This window comes from Rhodoferax sp. GW821-FHT07G04 (assembly GCF_059418585.1).
The window spans coordinates 23093-42659 of record NZ_JBWKQD010000002.1 but is presented as its reverse complement, the minus strand read 5'-3'; the positions used below and the strand labels follow the sequence as shown (position 1 = coordinate 42659).

The 19567-nt window shown below is 63.6% G+C and carries 15 protein-coding genes; 9 read left to right on the top strand and 6 right to left on the bottom strand.

Features of this window, described 5'->3' with window-relative positions; all coding sequences use genetic code 11:
* Positions 1-50: 50 nt before the first annotated feature.
* From edd to AC07OO_RS09360, 3 genes are all read left to right on the top strand, one after another.
* Positions 51-1907 (top strand): phosphogluconate dehydratase, encoded by a 1857-nt coding sequence (gene edd / locus AC07OO_RS09370; RefSeq protein WP_495081833.1) that lies wholly within the window; start codon positions 51-53, stop codon positions 1905-1907.
* Between the two features lie 43 nt (positions 1908-1950).
* Positions 1951-2595 carry a bifunctional 4-hydroxy-2-oxoglutarate aldolase/2-dehydro-3-deoxy-phosphogluconate aldolase gene (gene eda / locus AC07OO_RS09365; RefSeq protein WP_495081832.1) on the top strand — a complete coding sequence of 215 codons (645 nt, stop codon included), beginning with the start codon at positions 1951-1953 and terminating at the stop codon, positions 2593-2595.
* A 175-nt stretch (positions 2596-2770) separates the two neighbouring features.
* The gene (locus tag AC07OO_RS09360) at positions 2771-4702 is read left to right on the top strand and encodes a methyl-accepting chemotaxis protein (protein ID WP_495081831.1); all 1932 of its coding nucleotides are present in this window, start codon (positions 2771-2773) and stop codon (positions 4700-4702) included.
* A 138-nt stretch (positions 4703-4840) separates the two neighbouring features.
* Here the strand turns inward: AC07OO_RS09360 and gloA are convergent, their stop codons facing one another.
* The 3 genes from gloA to AC07OO_RS09345 all read right to left on the bottom strand — a co-directional run bounded on the left by gloA (position 4841) and on the right by AC07OO_RS09345 (position 7154).
* Positions 4841-5233, bottom strand: coding sequence for a lactoylglutathione lyase (gloA, locus tag AC07OO_RS09355; RefSeq protein ID WP_495081830.1), 393 nt, complete (start codon positions 5231-5233; stop codon positions 4841-4843).
* Positions 5234-5316: 83 nt separating this feature from the next.
* Positions 5317-6573: a beta-ketoacyl-ACP synthase II gene (gene fabF, locus AC07OO_RS09350; protein WP_495081829.1), complete on the bottom strand. Its 1257-nt coding sequence runs from the start codon at positions 6571-6573 to the stop codon at positions 5317-5319.
* Positions 6570-7154 carry a PaaI family thioesterase gene (locus AC07OO_RS09345; RefSeq protein WP_495081828.1) on the bottom strand — a complete coding sequence of 195 codons (585 nt, stop codon included), beginning with the start codon at positions 7152-7154 and terminating at the stop codon, positions 6570-6572. Before AC07OO_RS09345 ends, fabF begins: the two co-directional genes overlap by 4 nt.
* 74 nt (positions 7155-7228) lie before the next feature.
* On the opposite strand from AC07OO_RS09345, the gene AC07OO_RS09340 reads away from it, so the two are divergent.
* The 3 genes from AC07OO_RS09340 (at position 7229) to AC07OO_RS09330 (ending at position 9454) form a co-directional block, all read left to right on the top strand.
* On the top strand, positions 7229-7732 hold the full coding sequence (locus tag AC07OO_RS09340) for a MarR family winged helix-turn-helix transcriptional regulator (protein WP_495081827.1): 504 nt from the start codon (positions 7229-7231) through the stop codon (positions 7730-7732).
* Positions 7725-8960, top strand: coding sequence for an MFS transporter (locus AC07OO_RS09335; protein ID WP_495081826.1), 1236 nt, complete (start codon positions 7725-7727; stop codon positions 8958-8960). Before AC07OO_RS09340 ends, AC07OO_RS09335 begins: the two co-directional genes overlap by 8 nt.
* A gap of 110 nt (positions 8961-9070) precedes the next feature.
* Positions 9071-9454 carry a cupin domain-containing protein gene (locus tag AC07OO_RS09330; RefSeq protein ID WP_495081825.1) on the top strand — a complete coding sequence of 128 codons (384 nt, stop codon included), beginning with the start codon at positions 9071-9073 and terminating at the stop codon, positions 9452-9454.
* An 86-nt stretch (positions 9455-9540) separates the two neighbouring features.
* On the opposite strand, the gene AC07OO_RS09325 is transcribed toward AC07OO_RS09330, so the two are convergent.
* The 3 genes from AC07OO_RS09325 to AC07OO_RS09315 all read right to left on the bottom strand — a co-directional run bounded on the left by AC07OO_RS09325 (position 9541) and on the right by AC07OO_RS09315 (position 12643).
* Complete coding sequence (locus tag AC07OO_RS09325; protein WP_495081824.1) at positions 9541-10185, bottom strand: PEP-CTERM sorting domain-containing protein; 645 nt, start codon at positions 10183-10185, stop codon at positions 9541-9543.
* Between the two features lie 111 nt (positions 10186-10296).
* Positions 10297-10932 carry an NAD(P)H-binding protein gene (locus tag AC07OO_RS09320; RefSeq protein ID WP_495083329.1) on the bottom strand — a complete coding sequence of 212 codons (636 nt, stop codon included), beginning with the start codon at positions 10930-10932 and terminating at the stop codon, positions 10297-10299.
* Complete coding sequence (locus tag AC07OO_RS09315; RefSeq protein ID WP_495081823.1) at positions 10871-12643, bottom strand: DEAD/DEAH box helicase; 1773 nt, start codon at positions 12641-12643, stop codon at positions 10871-10873. The genes AC07OO_RS09320 and AC07OO_RS09315 overlap by 62 nt, the downstream gene beginning before the upstream one ends.
* A gap of 304 nt (positions 12644-12947) precedes the next feature.
* Between AC07OO_RS09315 and AC07OO_RS09310 the strand changes: the two genes are divergently transcribed.
* The 3 genes from AC07OO_RS09310 (at position 12948) to AC07OO_RS09300 (ending at position 19491) form a co-directional block, all read left to right on the top strand.
* Positions 12948-15176 carry a DUF1631 family protein gene (locus AC07OO_RS09310; protein ID WP_495081822.1) on the top strand — a complete coding sequence of 743 codons (2229 nt, stop codon included), beginning with the start codon at positions 12948-12950 and terminating at the stop codon, positions 15174-15176.
* 163 nt (positions 15177-15339) lie between these two features.
* Positions 15340-17001 (top strand): energy-dependent translational throttle protein EttA, encoded by a 1662-nt coding sequence (ettA, locus tag AC07OO_RS09305; protein ID WP_495081821.1) that lies wholly within the window; start codon positions 15340-15342, stop codon positions 16999-17001.
* 27 nt (positions 17002-17028) lie between these two features.
* Positions 17029-19491 carry a DUF1631 family protein gene (locus AC07OO_RS09300; protein ID WP_495081820.1) on the top strand — a complete coding sequence of 821 codons (2463 nt, stop codon included), beginning with the start codon at positions 17029-17031 and terminating at the stop codon, positions 19489-19491.
* The last annotated feature ends 76 nt before the right edge of the window (positions 19492-19567 follow it).

Genomic DNA, 19567 nt, shown 5'->3' with positions numbered 1-19567 from the left:
CGAGACGTAACCAAGTTACCATTGGATTTGTAATATTGTTACATCGCCCTATGCCAAATCCAGCCGCCCTCCATCCCGTTGTACTTGCCGTGACCGAGCGCATCCGTGCGCGCAGCCAGCCCACGCGTAGTGCCTACCTGGAACAGTTGGACGCGGCAGCCAACCGCAAGCCCGGCGCGGACCGCATGGGTTGCGCCAATGTGGCCCACGCCTTTGCCGCCATGCCCGATGCCGACAAGGCGCGTGTAACCGGCATCGACAAATTCCGCGTGGTGGCCGAGAAGGGCCCCAACATCGGCATCATCAATGCCTACAACGACATGCTTTCGGCCCACGCGCCGCTGCAGTATTACCCCGATGTCATCAAGCAAGAGGCCCGCAAGCACGGTGCCACAGCCCAGGTGGCCGGTGGTGTGCCCGCCATGTGCGACGGCGTGACCCAGGGCACACCGGGCATGGAGCTGAGCCTGTTCAGTCGCGATTCCATTGCCATGGCCACTGCCATCTCGCTGAGCCACGACGTGTTTGACTGCGCGTTGATGCTGGGTGTGTGCGACAAGATCGTGCCCGGTCTGCTGATTGGTGCCTTGCACTTCGGCCACCTGCCCACGGTGTTTGTGCCGGCAGGGCCCATGACATCGGGCCTGTCCAACAACGACAAAGCCAAGGTGCGCGAGAAGGCCGCCCAGGGGCTGGTGGGCCGCTCCGAGTTGCTGGAGGCCGAGTCCGCCGCCTACCACGGTCTGGGCACCTGCACCTTCTACGGCACCGCCAACAGCAACCAGATGCTGCTGGAAGCCATGGGCCTGCATGTGCCCGGCACCGCCTTCATCAACCCCGGCGCCGATGTGCGGCAGGAGTTGACGCGTGAGGCCGTGCGCACGGTGTTGGGCATCACCAAGAGCAAGCGCTTCACACCGATTGGCAAGCAAGTGGACGAGCGCTGCATCGTCAATGCCATGGTGGCCCTGCTGGCCACCGGTGGCTCTACCAACCATTTGATCCACTGGGTGGCTGTGGCCCGCTCGGCCGGCATCGTCATCGACTGGAATGACTTCTCGGACCTGTCCGATGTCGTGCCCTTGCTGACCCGCGTCTACCCCAATGGCAGCGCCGATGTGAATCAGTTCCAGGCCGCTGGCGGCCCGGGCTTTGTGATCCGCGAACTGCTGGATGCCGGTTACCTGCATGCCGACGTGTTGACCGTGCGGGCCGGCGGCCTGCGCGAATACACCGGCATTCCTTCGGCGGGTGCCGATGGTGCCCTGCAGTGGGCAGACCCCGGTGCCAGCAAGGACGAGACCGTGGTGCGCACTGCAGCGACGCCGTTCAGCGCCAGCGGCGGTTTGAAACTCTTGCTGGGCAACCTGGGCCGTAGCGTCATCAAGGTGTCGGCCGTGCCGCAAGACCGCCATGTCATCGAGGCGCCATGCCGCGTATTTGATTCGCAGGACGAGCTGCACCATGCCTTCCACGCCAACGAGCTGAACCGCGATCTGGTGTGCGTGGTGCGCTGGCAAGGCCCGCAGGCCAATGGCATGCCCGAGCTGCATAAGCTCACGCCGCCGCTGGCGGTGTTGCAGGGCAAGGGCTTCAAGGTAGCTCTGGTGACCGATGGCCGCATGAGCGGTGCATCGGGCAAGGTGCCGTCGGCCATCCACGTGTCGCCCGAGGCGGCATCGGGCGGACCACTGGCCAAGGTGCAAGACGGCGACATCATCCGCCTGGACGCCGTGGCCGGCACGCTGCAGGTGCTGGTGGACGCCGCCCAGTGGGATGCCCGCCCGCTGGCGACCATGCCCCAGGCCTTGCGCGCCGCCAACGGCATTGGCATGGGGCGCGAACTGTTTGCCGGCATGCGCCGCAACGCGCTGACCGCCGAAGAAGGTGCCTGCACTTGGCTGTGAAGCCGCACCATCCGTAACCCATTCCGCTAACGACTGAAGACCCATGCCAACAACAGCCTCCTGGACTGCGCTGCAAGTGATGCAAGACGCGCCCGTCATCCCCGTCATCGTGCTCAACGATGTGGCCCATGCCGTGCCCATGGCCCGTGCCCTGGTGGCCGGTGGTGTGCGCATGCTGGAGGTCACGCTGCGTACGCCGCAGGCGCTGGCCTGCATTGAGGCCATTGCCAAGGACGTGCCTGAAGCGGTGGTCGGCGCGGGCACCGTGCGCTCCAAAGCAGACGCGCTGGCCGCGGCCCAGGCCGGCGCGCGCTTTGCCGTCAGCCCCGGCTATACCAGCGCGGTAGGTCAGGCTTGTCGCGATGTCGGTTTGGCCTTGCTGCCCGGTGTGGCTACTGGCAGCGAAATCATGATGGCGCAGGAAGACGGCTTTACAGAACTCAAATTCTTCCCGGCCATGCAGGCCGGCGGCCCGGCCATGCTCAAGGCCTGGAGTGGCCCCTTCTTTGACGTGAAGTTTTGCCCCACGGGTGGCGTGAGCCTGCAAAACGCGCCCGAGTTTCTGGCCCTGCCCAATGTGGTGTGCGTGGGTGGTTCCTGGCTGGTGCCGGCCGACGCGCTGGTCCAGGGTGATTGGGCGCGTGTGACTCAGTTGGCCCGCGATACACAGGCGCTGCGCAAGCGCTGAAGGGTGCGTTGAGGGGACTACTTCCACGGAGTTGTAAGGGGCTCCACCACCGCATGGACATCTCGCAGTATCGGGATTACCATGGGTTCAGCGAACGGTAAAGGCGCCGAATAAGCACCCAGTAGAAAAAAGGGAGTTGGCCCACTATTTGCCGCGCCGTCGGCAGGAGGATGTCATGAATACCTCAGGTTTTCTGGATCGCTTGCTGCTGTGGCAAAAATTCGTCATCGTCGGTGTCGTGGCCGCAGTGGCGGTTTTGATCCCGGTGGGCCTTTACATCCGCGAAGCCGACAAGAACTGGGATGCCGCGCTGCTCGAGCGCGACGGGCTGGCACCCATGGCATCCATTCTGCGCACTATCCAGTTGACGCAACAGCACCGTGGCATCTCAGCCCTGGTGCTGGGCGGTGTGGACAGCGAGAAAGACAAGCGCGTCGCCAAGCAGAAGGAGGCCGACGCGGCCTATGAGTCCCTGGACAAACTGATCCAATCCATGGGCGACAAGGGCGTGGCCGACGCCTGGGTGCAACCCAAGCAGGACTGGGCCGCCCTGCGCACCAATGTCAGCAATGCCAGCCTGACGGTGCCGCAGAGCTACCAGGCCCACACGGCCCTGGTGCCCAAGCTGCTGGTCGTCAACGACCTGATAGGCGATCACTTTGGCCTGAGCCTGGACCCCGATGCCGACAACTACCAGCTGATACAGGCCATGTTCTACATCCAGCCCTATGTCACCGAAGCCTTGGGCAAGATGCGGGCCAAGGGTGCCGGCCTCTTGGCCAAGAAAGAGGCTACGCTGGAAGACAAGCTGGTCATGGCCGAGCTGATCGCCCGTGCAGGCGACCGGCTGGCGCAAATGGCCACGGCCTATGGCAAGGCGGTGGCCAGCAACCCCGACATCGGCAAGCGCCTGGGCAGCGCCATGACCGAGGCCCAGGCCCTGGCCAACGAATCCATGGCCGTGGCCAACGAGAAGATCGCCAAGGCCGAGACCTTGACGCACTCCGGTGTGGAATACGTAGCGCTGACGACGCGGGCCATTGACGCCCAGTTTGCGCTGAACGCCGCGGCCAACAAGGACCTGCAGCAGTCCCTCAGCCAAAAGATATCGGAACTGCGTTCGCTGCGCTGGATGATGCTGGCCTCGTTGGGCCTGCTGCTGGCGCTGGCTGTGCTGCTGTTGCGCTCCATACTGCGCTCCATCAGCGTGCCCATGGCCGAGGCCGTGCAAGTGGCGCAGCGTATTGCCAAGGGCGATTTGACGGCGCGCTTTGGTGCCGACCGCCGCGATGAGATCGGCCAATTGATGGTGGCATTGCACGCGATGAACGATGGCCTGGCCAGCATGGTGGGCGCGCTGCGCCAGGGCATTGAAGAGATCGACGACGGGGCCAACAGCATCGCTAGCGGCAACAGCGACCTGTCGGCACGCACCGAGTCGCAAGCCTCCAGCCTGGAGGAAACGGCCGCTGCCATGGTGGAGATGACGGCCACCGTGCGCCAGAACGCCGATAACGCACGCCAGGCCAATACCTTGGTCAACAGCACTGCCGAGGTGGCGGTGCGCGGTGGCGGCATCGTGGCCGAGGTGGTCAGCACCATGGGCGGCATCAACGAGAGCTCGCGCCGCATTGTGGACATCATCAGCGTCATCGACGGCATTGCCTTCCAGACCAATATCCTGGCGCTCAACGCCGCGGTAGAGGCGGCCCGTGCGGGTGAGCAGGGCCGGGGCTTTGCCGTGGTGGCCAGCGAGGTGCGGTCTCTGGCCGGCCGCTCGGCTGAAGCCGCCAAGGAGATCAAGGCCCTGATCAGTACCAGTGTGGAAAAGGTGGAGGCGGGCAACCAACTGGTGGGCAGCGCTGGCAAGTCCATGGACGAGATCGTGGACAGCGTCAAGCGGGTGACCGGTATCATGGGCGAGATCGTGGGCGCCACCGACGAGCAGCGCCAGGGCATCGAGCAGATCGAGCAAGCCGTGGCCCAGATGGACGGTATGACGCAGAAGAACGCCGCCCTGGTAGCCCAGGCCGCCGACGCCGCCGCCGCCATGAAGGACCAGTCGAACCGCTTGGTGCAGTCCATGGCGTCCTTTCAGCTACCCTGAAGTCTGCTTCCCGAATACTACTGATTTTGTAGCTAACTATTCATATTCGACGAGGGGTACAGGCCGAAATGTGTTGAATGTTTTGCCAAATAACCCGATTTGGGTAGTTTAAGAACCCTTTGCAGGGCTTGGCCTGCGTCAGGCCATCTGTGGGCGCTGGATCAACTCGATCTTGTAGCCGTCGGGATCGGTCACAAAGGCGATGATGGACGTGCCGCCTTTTACCGGTCCGGCCTCCCGCGTCACATTGCCGCCGGCCGCCTTGATCGCCGCGCACGCCGCATGGACATCGGGTACACCCAGTGCAATGTGGCCGTAGGCCGTGCCCGGTTCGTAGGATTCCACGCCCCAGTTGTAGGTGAGCTCAATCTCGGCATGGTCGGGGTTGGTGCCATAGCCGACGAAGGCCAGTGAGTATTTGTACTCGGGGTTTTCGGAGGTGCGGTTGAGTTTCATGCCCAGGATCTGGGTGTAGAAATTGATGGAGCGTTGCAGGTTGCCGACGCGCAGCATGGTGTGGAGGAGTCGCATGGTCGAGGTCTTTCTTCTGTGCAAATGGGCAGTGCCGAACAGGGGCAAGCGGGCAAGCATACCGCGCCCCTGATCACACTGCATCAGTGGCGGCGAAAGACCAGCGTGCCGTTGGTGCCGCCAAAGCCAAAGCTGTTCTTGGCAGCGTATTCCATGGGTATGCGGCGCGCGGTGTTGGCGCAATAGTCCAGGTCGCATTCCGGGTCGGGGTTGGCCAGGTTGATGGTGGGCGGCACGGTCTGGTGGTGCAGGGCCAGCACGGTGAACACCGACTCCACGCCGCCCGCACCGCCCAGCAGGTGGCCCGTCATCGACTTGGTCGAACTGACCACGATGTTGTGGGCATGCTCGCCGAAGACATTCTTGATGGCCCGGGTCTCGTTGATGTCGCCCGGCGGTGTCGAGGTGCCGTGGGCGTTCAGGTACTGCACATCGTGTGGGTTGATCTGCGCATTGCGCAGCGCCGCCCGCATGGAGCGGCTGGGGCCGGAGACATTGGGCATGGTGATGTGGTGCGCGTCACCCGTCATGCCGAAGCCGACTAACTCGGCATAGATCTTGGCGCCGCGCTTTTTGGCGTGTTCGTATTCCTCCAGCACCAGCACACCGGCGCCTTCGCCGACCACAAAGCCATCACGGTCCCGGTCCCAGGGGCGCGATGCGGCGGTGGGGTCGTCGTTGCGGGTGGACAAGGCACGCGCCGAGGCGAAGCCGCCGACACCCAGCGGCGTGATCTGGCTCTCGGTGCCGCCCGCGACCATGACATCCGCGTCGCCATATTCGATCAGCCTTCCCGCCTGGCCTATGCAGTGCAGCCCCGTGGTGCAGGCCGTTGCGATGGCCAGGTTGGGGCCGGTAAAACCAAAGCGTATCGACACATGCCCCGACACCATGTTGATGATGGACGTGGGCACGAAGAAGGGCGAGATGCGGCGTGGGCCGCGCTCAATGTATTCGCGGTGGGTCTCTTCAATGGCGGGCAGGCCGCCAATGCCGGAGCCGATCAGCGTGCCTATGCGTTCGGCCTGCTCCTCGTTCAGTGCGTCGCCGGTGGTAAGCCCCGCGTCCTGCATGGCCTGGATGGCCGCCGCCATGCCATAGTGGATGAAGCGGTCCATATGGCGGGCATCCTTAGCCGGGATGTAGGCCTCGACGTTGAAATCTTTGACCTCGCCCGCGAAACGCGTGGTCAGTGCCGAAGCGTCAAAACGCGTGATGGGGGTGATGCCCGAGCGGCCGGCGATCAGGCTGGCCCAGGCATCCGGCACGGTGTTGCCGACCGGGCTGACGACGCCCAGGCCGGTCACGACGACACGGCGGCGCTGTGTGTACTGGGTCATTGCGGGGCCTGCGTATGGGGTGTCGTGGGGCTGGGTGCAGGCTGCTTCAGTTCAAACACCAGGCAGGTGGTCGTGGCATGGGCGTACAGCGTGCCGTCGGGGCCGAACAGGCGGGCCTCGGCGGTGGCCAACTGCTTGCCGCAGTGGATGACCTTGCCCTCGGCACGTATGCGTTGCACCTTGGGGCCAATGGCCTTGACCAGGTTCACACCCAGCTCGGCCGTGGTGTAGCCGCGCCCTGGCGGCATCAGGGTGTGGATGGCGCAGCCCAGCGCCGAGTCCAGCAGCGTGGCGTACCAGCCGCCGTGGATGGTGCCCATGGGGTTCAGGTGGCCGGGGCCGGGTGTGCCCTGGAACACGGCGCGGCCGGCCTCGACCTCCATGATGAGAAAGTCCAGCGTCTTGGCGATGGCGGCATAAGGGATGTCGCCACGCAGCATGGCTTGCATCACTTCCAGGCCGTTCAGGCCGGCGATCTGCTCGGGCTGGGCAACGCCGGGCCCGGGGCCTTTGTCCAGCAGGCTGCGCACGGCGTGTTCCTGGGTCAGCCAGGCGTCGAGTAGGTTGGGGGTGATGCTCATGGTTTTCCTTCACGGGTTGAGGGGTTAATTGCAATTATAGTTGCATATGCAATTATTGTAGCTACAATTGAAACATGAACACTGTCACCGCCGTAACAGAAACCTCCGCGCCGCTGGCCAAGCCGCGGGGTTGCACCAACCTGCAACTGCGCCAGCTCACACGCCGCGTGTCCCAGCGCTACGACGCGGAGATGGCGTGTGTGGGCCTCAAGACCACGCAGTATTCGCTGCTGTCCTATGTGGTGAAGCTGGGCCCCATACGCCCGGCTGACCTGGCCAAGGCCATGGAAATGGAACCGTCCACGTTGACGCGCAACCTCAAACCGTTGATCACCGCGGGCTGGGTGGAGTTGGCCGCTGGCGACGATGGCCGCAGCCGCTCCATCTACGCCACGCCTGCCGGGCGCGAGAAGCGCGCCCAGGCGCAGCGCCACTGGAAGCTGGCGCAAGAGCGTCTGAACCAGACCTTGGGTTTGCAGCGGGTGCAGGCGCTGCATGACCTGATCCAGGAATCCCTGGCCTTGCTGGCCAACCCAGAAACCGATACCGACACTGAAACCGGAGCCGACGATGTCTGATGCAAGCCCCCTCTCTTCTTCGCGCAAGTCGCTGGCCGTTTGGCTGGTGCTGCTGGCCGCAGCCGGCACCTTTGCCCTGACCATGGGTGTGCGCCAGACCATGGGCTTGTTCCTGAGTTCACTCAATACCGCCACCGGCCTGGGCGTGGGCAGTATCAGCCTGGCCTTTGCGTTTGGCCAGTTGTGGTGGGGGCTGACCCAGCCCTTTGCCGGCGCCTTTGCCGACCGCGTGGGGGCTGGGCGCGTGTTGCTGCTGGGCGTGGCGCTGGTGGCACTGGGTACCTTCATCACCCCCTTCATGACGACAACCGCCGGGCTGATTTTTGCGATTGGTGTGCTTGCCGCTGGTGGCGCGGGCATGGCCGGCCCGGCCGTGCTGATGGCGGCTACCACACGTTTGCTGCCGGCCGACAAGCGTGGCATGGCCACCGGCATCGTCAATGCGGGCGGTTCGTTTGGCCAGTTTGTTATGGCGCCGATTGCCGGCGCGCTGATGGTCAGCGTGGGTTGGGGCAATGCGATGCAGGTGATGGCGGGCATTGTGCTGCTGGCATTGCCGGCGGCGCTGGTGCTCAAGGGCAGCAATGTCCCGGTAGCAGCACCAGAAGGCGCCAAATCCATGGGCACGGGTGATGCAGTGCGTTTGGCTTTGCGCACGCCCAGTTTTTTGTTGTTGGCAGCGGGTTTCTTTGTCTGCGGCTTTCACGTGGCGTTTCTGGCCACGCATTTGCCCGGCGTGGTTGCGGCTTGCGGCTTGCCTACTCAGTGGAGTGCTTGGGCTTTGGGCGTATTGGGGCTGTTCAACATCGTGGGCAGCATCGCCATGGGCTGGGCCGTGGGGCGCTGGCGCATGAAGTCGCTGCTGTCGCTGGTGTATGCGGTGCGGGCGGTGGCGGTGCTGGTGTTTTTGCTGGCGCCCAAGAGTGGCCCGGTGGTGTTGGTGTTTGCCGCAGTGATGGGCGTGAGTTTCTTGTCCACGGTGCCGCCCACGGCAGGTCTGGTGGCCAAGTTTTTTGGTACGGCCCATATGGCTACGCTGTTTGGCGTGGTGATGTTGACGCACCAGGTGGGTGGTTTCCTCGGTGCGTTCCTGGGGGGCAAGGTGTTTGATGCGACTGGCAGTTACAACTGGATCTGGTACGCCGACATTGTGTTGGCGGTGGGGGCTGCGTTGATTCACTTGCCGATTCGGGAGGCTGAGTTGCCGGCGCGTGCTGTTCCTGCTTAATCTTCGTTGTTGGTGGGTCAGCTTGGGCGGGATGGCGAGGGGCTCAGAGGCGCTGCGCTTTGCCACATCGCCCCCCGCCAACGCCAACAACCCAGGTAAGCTTGCAACCCATGACCACCTTCACCAAAGTAATCTTATTCACCGACACCGATGGCCGCGCGAAATTTCGCGAAGAAGCTGTAGCCCTGGCCCAGGGAACCCCGCAGTCCATGCTGTCCGAAGTATTTGCGTCGGGCGGCTACCAGCTGCGCACCAGCCCGGTGGGCTTTCGCAGCCAGTTCCATTGCACCGGCGCGCCGCAGTGGTGTTTCATCCTGGGTGGGCAGATGGAGATAGGCCTGCAAGGCGGCGTGTCGCGCGTCTTCAAACCGGGCGAGCACTTCTACTCGGCTGACGTGTTGCCAGAGGGTGCCACGTTTGACCCCGCGGTGCATGGCCACAGGAGCCGCCAAGTGGGGGATGAGCCCTTGGTGACCTTGTTTGTGCGGGGCTGAGGGCCGGGCGCTTGCTGTCCGATAGTCCGCGCCAATGAAAACGGGAGCCGAAGCTCCCGTTTTCTTCTGAGAATCGTAAGGGGCGATCAGCTCTTTTTGCCCTTGCGGCGCGCCACGGCTCCCAGCAAGCCCAAGCCAGCCAAAAACATGGCATAGGTCTCAGGTTCAGGGACTGCCGATACATTGCCGGTGAAGCGCACTTCGTCGACAAAAGACCAAGGCCCATTGGCATAAACCGACAACCGAACCTTGTTGCTGGTGATGTCGAGGTTGGACAGCGTGTAGAACGAGTGCGGTGCCGTGCTGTATGGGTTGTTGTCGTTCGCGCTGGATGGCGGATTGGTCAAAGTGCCTTTGAGAACCCAGTTGCCGGACTCGAATGCGGATACCGAGAACGTGGGCAGCGCCACGTCGCCCAAATAGTCTTGCGTAGAGCCAATGGATACGCTGCCGATGGATGAAACCGATGCAAAGCTGAAGTCGATATTGACCTGCTGCTGGTACACCCAACCCACCCATTCTTCGCCCGCATTGGCCGCCCAGCCCGCCTTGCCAATCACACCGTCGGTCAATTTGGTGAGCGACGGATCGTGGTAGCACCAGGTGCCGCAAGCCGTTGACTTGTCAAAGCTGTAGCTGGTCGGGGCGATAGGGGCCGCCATGGCGGCTGTGCTGCAGGAGAGAGCGATCAGTGCCAGCGTGGCGGGCCATTGCCGTAGGGTGTGTTGCATGAAATGTGAGCCTGTAGGAGTAAAGGGATGGGAGGCAGCTCCCACAGGCATTTTCTGGTGGCATATGCGCCACCACAATAGTCCTAATGGACTATTGGACCGAGGCTTTTTTCAACCGCCCTGCATTTCACCCGACATCAGCGTGACGACGCCAGGCACGCCGGCTTCTACATGGCGTTTCAAGGCATGCGCGATGTCGCTGGCTTTAATGGCGCGGTAGTTGGACGGTATCAGCGGACCCAGACAACGCGCCAGCTTCAGGCCCAGGCCTTCACCGGCGCGGCCGGGTTGGCCCAGAGCCGCACGGTCGCCGTCTATCAGGGATGGTCGGGCAATCACCAGGCTTTGGAAGCCCATGCGCGCCAGCGAAAGCTCCATCTCGCCTTTGATGCGGTTGTAGAAAACGGAAGATTGGGTGTTGGCCCCCATCGCGCTGACTACTCCTAATTTGGTAGCGCCAGACTTACGAACGGCGAGGGCTACAGCCTCAACAGCCTTAAGGTCCAAGGCGCGAAACGCCTCCTGGCTGCCGGCGACCTTGATGGTGGTGCCTAGGGCGATGAAGCATTCATCGACCTTGGGCAGGGTGCTGGGCAATGCCGTGAAATCCACGACATGGCTTTGGAGCTTGGGGTGCTTGCGCTCAAGAGGGCGGCGGCCCACGCAGTGCACCGCCGCAACCGTTTTATCGGCTAAAAGGTCCGCGAGGATTTCCTGACCCACGAGGCCCGTTGCCCCCGCCACCATAACCACCCGACCGTTGTCCGCCGCCATTGCCGCCTCCGTTGCGGTTGCCACCGCCGCCATAACCGCCACCACCACGGCGACCGCCGCGTTCAGCCATCATATCGACACTGGTGCGCATTGGGTCGGGCTGACCGCCTGCCGCTGTGCGGGGAGGGCGCTCGCCCATGCCGCTGCCAAAACCGCCTTCGTGGCTGCGCGGCTGCGCGTCGCCGCGGGGGGCATGTTGGCCACCACGGCCCTGACCGCCGCCGCCATGGCCTTGGGGGCCGCGTGCGCCTTGTGGGCGTGGGGCGTGGTGTTCGCCACCGCGTCCGCCGCCATTGCCGCCACCACCATTACCGCCGTTGCCACGGGGAGCTTGTGCGCCGCGACCGCCGCCACCGTTGCCGTTTCCGCCACGGCCGCCGCCACCACCGCCTTGGCTGGCGCGGTTGTCACGAACGCGTTGCAGCATTTCCGTGCGGGCGGCCTTCGCGGCGGCCTGCATCACGTCGCGGCTCGGCGGCTTGCCGGCACCGCCCCAGATGGTCTGGCGACCCATGGCGATGGGCTCGCCCTTTTCACCTGGCTCGGGGCCAAAGCCTTCCATGACCTGGACCGGGATGGTCTGCTTGGTGAAGCGCTCGATGTCCTGCATGAAGCCTTCTTCGTCCAGGCACACCAGGTTGACGGCGGCGCCTTCGTTGCCCGCGCGGCCGGTGCGGCCGATGCGGTGCACGTAGTCTTCGCAGACATTGGGGATCTCGTAGTTGACGACGTGGGGCAGTTCGTCGATGTCAATGCCGCGGGCGGCAATGTCGGTGGCCACCAGGGCGCGTACATCGCCGCTCTTGAAGCCCGACAGGGCTTGCGTACGGGCAGCCTGGCTCTTGTTGCCGTGCAGGGCCATGGCGGTGATGCCGTTCTTTTCCAGGAACTCGGCCACGTTGTTGGCACCGAACTTGGTGCGGGTGAACACCAGCACCTGGCTCCACTTGTGCTCGTTGATGATGTGGGCCAACAGGGCCTTCTTCTTGCCGCGGCCGACCGGGTGGATCACCTGGGTGATGCGCTGCACGGTGGTGTTACGGGGCGTGACCTGCACGCTTTGCGGATCTTTCAGCAGGCCAGCAGCCAGTTCACGGATTTCGTCGCTGAAGGTGGCCGAGAACAGCAGGCTCTGCTTTTCCTTGGGCACCAGGGCCAGCACCTTCTTCACGTCATGGATGAAGCCCATGTCCAGCATGCGGTCGGCTTCGTCCAGCACCAGCATCTGCACTTGGCCCAGGTCCAGCATGCCTTGCTGGGCCAGATCCAGCAGACGGCCGGGTGTGGCGACCAGAATGTCCACGCCCTTCTTGAGCTTGGCGATCTGGGGGTTCATGCCCACACCGCCAAAGATGACGGTGGAGCTCAGTTGCAGGTACTTGCCGTAGGTGCGGATGGATTCTTCGACCTGGGCGGCCAGTTCGCGGGTGGGGGTCAGCACCAGGGCGCGGATGCCGGTTCCGCCAAATTTGTTTTGTGCGCTCCGGCTCATGGTGAGGCGGTGCAGCAAGGGCAGGGTAAAGGCCGCCGTCTTGCCGGTACCGGTCTGGGCGCCGCCGAGCAGGTCGTGGCCTTGCAGGACCAAGGGAATGGCCTGTGCCTGGATCGCGGTTGGGGTTTCGTAACCCTGCTCGCGCACGGCCTTAACGATGGCCGCGGCCAGGTTCAATTCTTCAAATGTCATGGGTTGTGGCGCTCATCCAGAGCGCTTGGGATATCGGCCTGTTCAGGTACCTGGGTACCAGATCAGTCAAAGGCAGATGGATTCAAAGGCGGGACGTTGGATGTCAATCCGGTCCCCAGCAATGTGCTGACGTTGTGGGCAACTGAAGCACCGCAACAAGCCGTATTGTCGCACGTTGGCCGCAGTCCCGTCCAAAAAGCTGAAACAGAGTGTTTCGTCGGTGCGACTTCGGCATGACAATGCGGGCAAAAGGCTGGTCATTGCGCCTGGCAACTGGGAGAATCTGCTCACAATGAAAAAGTTCATGTTGCGAAGGCTGGGCGTGGCCCATGAAGCCGGAAGTCTCAAGCCGTCCTTGCAGGATTGCATCGAGGCTGTGTTGGAGCAAAGCGATGCCCTGGTGGACGACGTGCTATCGGGGTTGAAGGCGTCTTTGACCCAAACCCGCAGCAAGTCGGTACAGGTAACTCCCAATCCCGCAGCCAAGCCCACCATCGAGCGCTTGTACACCAATGGCACGGCCTTCAAGGCCAGCTTTGCCGAGAAACTGCGCCTGGCCCTGTACGGTGGCGATACCCATAGAGCGCAGTCCCAACCCTTGCGCTTTGATGATTTCCAGTTTTTGGAAGAAGAACAAATCGATGCCAACATCGAATTCGCGCTGACCCAACAGGAAATTGCACTGGCCGTCGACGATGCGCTACCGACGCTGGACGCGCTGATGAGCAGCCTGTTGGGCTGGATGACGGTACAGCCGCACTCCAACCCGCTGAAACCCGAGTCCTTTGTCTACGCCCTGCGAGAGGCCATGCTGGAGCACGTGCCCAGCGATGAGGCCCGCACCAGCCTGATGACGCCGGCCGCCGGCATGCTGGGCGTTTCCATGCGCCAGTTGTACAAGGAAGTCTCCGAGTGGCTGCGTTCCCAGGGCGTGGAGCCGGTGGGGCCTATACAACAGGGCGCCGCCCATGGCGCGCAAAAGCCGACCGAAAACTCGGTCACCCGTACCCTGTTGACGCTGGACAAGTTGCGCCGCCTGCTGTCCGGCGAATTGGAAATGGGGCCGTTGAACGGCAACGTCAAGGACTTCACGCACACGGTACCGGCTTCGTTTGTCGCGCTGGAAGACATGAAGCTCATGGAGCCCATGATGAAGCGCCTGACGGAGCGGGCCAGCCAGGCAGCCGCGGCGGCGCCCAAGGCTGAGCCCAAGGACATGCTGGAAGAGCGTGCTGAACCCAAGGACAAATCCAAGAACAAGAAGCTCGGCCGCGAGCTCGGCGAAGAGGTGGTTCGCATGATGCTGGAGAACCTGGCACAAGACCACCGCATGCTCGGTGGCGTGCGCAAGAATCTCAAGCTGATGGAGCCAGTGCTGATTACGCTGTCGCAATCGGACGCACGCTTTTTCAGCGAACGCCAGCACCCGGCCCGCCAGTTCATGGACAAGATGACCAGCCGTAGCCTGGCCTTCACGTCGGAAGACCAGCCGGGCTTCGCGCATTTCCAGAAAACGCTGGAGAAGTCGGTCAACATTCTGACCAATGGACCACGCGACGCGTCGACCTTCGCCCAGGTCTTGAAGAAACTGGAGGCCGTATGGGCCAAGGAAGAGCAGGAGCAGCGCCAGCGCGCCGAAGAGGCGGCACGCGCCCTGCTGCATGCCGAGCAGCGCAACCTGCTGGCACTGCGCCTGGCCGAAGACTTTGCCGAGCGGGTCAAGAACAAGAAGGTGCCCGACATCGTCAGTGCTTTCCTGCGCGGACCCTGGTCCCAGGTCGTGGCCGAATCCCAGTTGCGCTGTGCGGATGGTACGGCCGATGCCGACGGCTATCTGGCCTTGGTCGACGATCTGATCTGGAGCGTGCAGCTCAAGCTGGCCCGGCGCAACCGGTCGCGCTTGGTGGACATGGTGCCGGGCATGCTGGTCAAGATGCGCCAGGGCCTGGGGCTGATTGCCTACCCCGAGGAACGCATACCGGCCTTTTTCGACGAACTGATCACCTTCCACGAGCAAGCCTTTGAAGGCAGCCGCCCTGCTCCCACCGCCGAGTCTGTGGAGGCCACCGACAAGTCGTCGGTGGTGGCCGATATCTCTGCCATCGACAGCGTGGGCCTGCCGGTCGACGAGTTCTGGATGGCTGACGACGAGGCCACCGATTCCGGCTTCCTGCAGGGCAGCTCCGAGCGCATCCCCGAGGTCGAAGAGGACGAGACACCCGACCCGGCGGCGCAGATGGCCTGGAGCGCGCAGAGCCTCATCACCGGCTCCTGGGTGGACTTGGCACTGGGCGGCCAGTGGGTGCGCGCCCAGTTGACCTGGGCCAGCCCACACAAGACACTGTTCATGTTCATCTCTTCGGGCGGCATGGCGCATTCCATGTCGCGGCGCACCATGGACCGCTTACGGGGCCTGGGCCTGATTCGCCTGGTGTCGGATGGGCGGGTCGTGGACCATGCTCTGGATGCCGTGGCCCAGGCGGCGCTGCGCAACGATGTCGAGAAGGCCGGCGGGGCGGCCCAGTCGCCGTAATAGCCAGGTTTGGGCGGGTGGGGGCGTCCCAGTCGATAATAGGCACCATCCCAACGCTAAATCCGACTCGCATGGGCGCCGGCATCTGAGCCGTATGGCGCCCCCATGCGACTGAAAGCTGGTTGGCAAACCCACTTTTTCCTAACCTTTTATTGGTAAATCCATGGCCCAATACGTTTTTTCCATGAACCGCGTCGGCAAGATCGTGCCGCCCAAGCGGCATATCCTGAAAGACATTTCGCTGTCCTTCTTTCCTGGTGCCAAGATCGGCGTGCTGGGTACCAACGGCTCCGGCAAGTCCACTCTGCTGAAGATCATGGCCGGTGTTGACACCGAAATCGAAGGCGAAGCCATCCCCATGGCCGGCCTGAACATCGGCTACCTGCCGCAGGAACCCAAGCTGGACCCGGCCCACACCGTGCGTGAATCCGTGGAAAGCGGCATGGGCAAGGTGTTTGCCGCTAAGGCACGCCTGGAAGAGGTCTACACCGCCTACGGCGCCGAAGACGCCGACTTTGACGCACTGGCCGCCGAGCAAGCCGAGCTGGAAGCCATCATTGCCACCGCCGGTACCGACTCCGAACACCAACTCGAAATCGCCGCCGACGCGCTGCGCCTGCCCCCATGGGACGCCAACATTGGCGTGCTCTCCGGTGGTGAAAAGCGCCGCGTGGCGCTGTGCCGTCTGTTGCTGTCCAAACCCGACATGCTGCTGCTGGACGAGCCCACCAACCACTTGGATGCCGAATCGGTGGATTGGCTGGAGCAGTTCCTGCAGCGCTATCCCGGCACCGTGGTGGCCATCACCCACGATCGTTACTTCCTGGACAATGCCGCCGAATGGATTCTGGAACTGGACCGTGGCTCAGGCATTCCCTACAAGGGCAATTACTCCGACTGGCTTACGCAAAAGGGCGCCCGCCTTGAGGCCGAGCAAAAGGGCGAAGAAGCCCGCGCCAAGGCCCTGAAGAAGGAATTGGAATGGTCGCGCCAGAACCCCAAGGCCCGCCAGGCCAAGAGCAAGGCCCGCTTGGCCCGTTTTGAGGAATTGAGCGATTTTGAATACCAGAAGCGCAACGAAACCAATGAAATCTTCATCCCCGTGGCCGACCGCCTGGGCCATGAAGTGATCGAGTTCACCAACGTCACCAAGTCCTTTGGCGACCGCGTGCTGATCGACAACCTGAGCTTCAAGATCCCGGCCGGCGCCATCGTCGGCATCATCGGCCCCAACGGGGCTGGTAAATCGACACTGTTCAAGCTGATCGCCGGCAAGGAGCAGCCCGATTCCGGCACGGTCAAGATCGGCCAGACCGTGAAGATGGCCTTTGTGGACCAGCACCGCGATGATCTGTCCAACGACAAGACCGTGTGGGAAGACGTGTCAGGCGGGCTGGACATCCTCAACGTCGGCAAGTTCCAGATGGCCAGCCGCGCCTACTGCGGCCGTTTCAACTTCAACGGCGCCGACCAGCAGAAGAAGGTTGGCATGCTGTCCGGCGGTGAGCGTGGTCGCCTGCACCTGGCCAAGACGCTGATCGCGGGCGGCAACGTGCTGATGCTGGACGAACCATCCAACGACTTGGACGTGGAAACCCTGCGCGCGCTGGAAGATGCGCTGCTGGAGTTCGCCGGCACCATGCTGGTGATCTCCCACGATCGCTGGTTCCTGGACCGTATCGCCACCCACATCCTGGCCGCTGAAGGCGACAGCCAGTGGACCTTCTTCGACGGCAACTACCAAGAGTACGAAGCCGACAAGAAGAAGCGTCTGGGTGAAGAAGGCGCCAAGCCCAAGCGCGTGCGCTACAAGGCTTTGAAGTAAGCCCCACCCCAGGCAATCCAACCCGGCATGGCGGCATCGACCTCTCCGCAGTACCAAGCCTTGTACCGCACGACGGTGCAAGAGGCGGCTGCCGGTGGGCACATGCTGATGGGCCGACTGGTGGAGGCCGCCCGAGTTGCCCTGCAGGCACGCGAGGCCGCCAGCCGCGACCTGCGTGAGCGCGATGCGCTGGCCCAGGCGGGCAAGCAGTTGCGCAGCTGGGAGGCCAAGCTCTGCGAGCGCTACCCCCACGCCTTGCTGCAAGCCTTTACCCAGCCCGAGGTTGCCAAGAAGTCCGGCACGCTGGCCAGCGCCAATGTCGGGTTTGACGAACTGGAGCTGATGGACGAGGTGCAGGTGCTGACCAGCGTCACGCTGGCGCGCACGCTGCAGGTGGCCATGCTGGCGGCAGAAGCCAGCCTGGCCGAACTCAATACGCTGATCTGCAGCACGCTGGGCCTGGGCTCGGTCCATGCGGAGCGCAATCCGCTGCGCCCGCAAATCTATGTGAATGCCTTGAAGGCGGTGGTGGAACAGACCGGCTTGCCGTCATCCATGCAACTGGACTGGCTCGCAGCCATGGGCAATGCCTTGGGCCAGGAACTGCGTTCCATGTATGTGCAGCTCTGTGCTTCGCTGCGGGGGCAGGGTGTGGTGGCCGCCGGTTATGCGGTGGTGCATACGCCCGTTGGCGGCGGCGGAGGGGCTGGTGTGGGCCGCGGTGTGGCCTATGACACCTCCACAACAGCCGGTCCTGCGGGCGGTTATGCGCCTGCGCCTACCTATGGAGCGTCCACCGCACATAACCAGACATCGGGCCAGATACCGACCCAGACACCGATTGCAGACTCGGCCCCGCGTGTGCTAGGTACCGCACCCGCCCCCGCCAAAGACGCAACCTTGCTGACGCTGGACAAGCTGCGCCGCCTGCTGGCCGGCGAGCTGGATGCGCAGGACCAACTGTCCCCCATGGAGCAGTTCGCGCAGCGCTTCTCCCGCGAATTCGAGGCAGGCAACGCCGCAGCCGCGCCAGCCGCTGCGGCCGAGTTCGATGCCACCGTGCCGGCCGCGCTGGAAGCCTTGAAAGAAATGCAGCAGGTCGACGAAGTGGTGCAGCGCCTGCAGCAGCGCCGCGGTGGCGGTGCGTCGGCCACCGTGGAGGCGGGCGACACCTCGATTGAAGCCGTGCGCGCCCACTTGCGGGCCCACTCGCGCGGCGTGGGCCAGTCGCTGAGCCTGGAAGTCATCACGCTGATGGTGGACAACATCGCGCGCGACGGCCGCTTGCTGGCCCCTGTCCAGCAACTGATACGCCGGCTGGAGCCGCCGCTGCTGCGCCTGGCCCTGGTAGACCCGCGGCTGTTTACCAACAAGCAGCACCCGGCCCGCGTGCTGGTGCAAGAGGTGGCGGACCACAGCCTGGCCTATGCCTCGCCGCAGGCCAAAGGCTTTGCCGAATTCGTGTCGGCTATCGACCAGGCCTTTGCACTGTTGAACCAGGAACCCATCGAGAGCGCGGAGCCCTTTGAGCGGGTGCTGCATGTCTTGCGGGACGAATGGAAGCAAGCCGTCCGCGCCAATGCCCGTGCCCGCGATGCCGCCGTGCTGGCCCTGGAGCATGCCGAGCAGCGCAATCTGCTGGCCGACAAGATCGCCAAGGAAATCGCCGCCCACCGCGATGCCGCGCATGTGCCAGCCGTGGTGGTCGACTTTCTGTGCGGCCCCTGGTCGCAGGTCTTGGCGCAGGTCCGCATGGCTGGGTCCAACGCGGTGGCTGGCGCTGCTGACAAATACCAGTCGCTGATCGCAGCTTTGCTGTGGAGCACCCACCCCGACCTCAGCCGCAAGGACACGCCCAAGCTCACCCGCCTGGTGCCGCCGCTGTTGAGCACCCTGCGCGAGGGGCTGGAGACCATCCATTACCCGTCCACCAAGACCAGCGCCTTTTTTGAGGCCTTGATGGGCCTGCACCAGAAGGCCTTTCGCGGCGAGCACAAGCCCGCACCGCCGGCGACGCCCAACCCAGCGCCCACGCCCGAGGCGGTGCGCGGACCATTGCCCGCCGAAGACAACCCCTGGGTGGCACCCGAAGAGGCACGGGCCTCCAACTTCATGGATTTGCCTGACGCGCCTGATGGTGCGCCCGCGGCCGAACCTCAGGGGATTGGTGGCGATAGGGCGAGCACGGTCATGGGCATGGCGGCCGACGATATCGAGAGTGCCAATGCTGCTTTGGTCGTGGGCTGCTGGGTCGAGCTGCTCGTGGGTACGCAGTGGGTGCGCACCCAGATGACCTGGGCCAGCGCCCACGGGACGTTGTTCTTGTTCACCAGTGCCGCGGGCGAAGCCCAGTCCATGACACGGCGCTCCCGCGACAAGCTGCTGGCCATGGGCCACCTGCGCGTGATCTCGGGTGGGCCGGTGGTGGATGGCGCGTTGAATGCCGTAGCCCAGATGGCCATGCGCAACAGCGTCAACTCCATGTTTTGAGGTAATGGCTTAAGCCATTTCGGCCGCTAGCCCTCGTCAAATAAGCACATTTCGCTAGCTTATTGATAGCGGATTG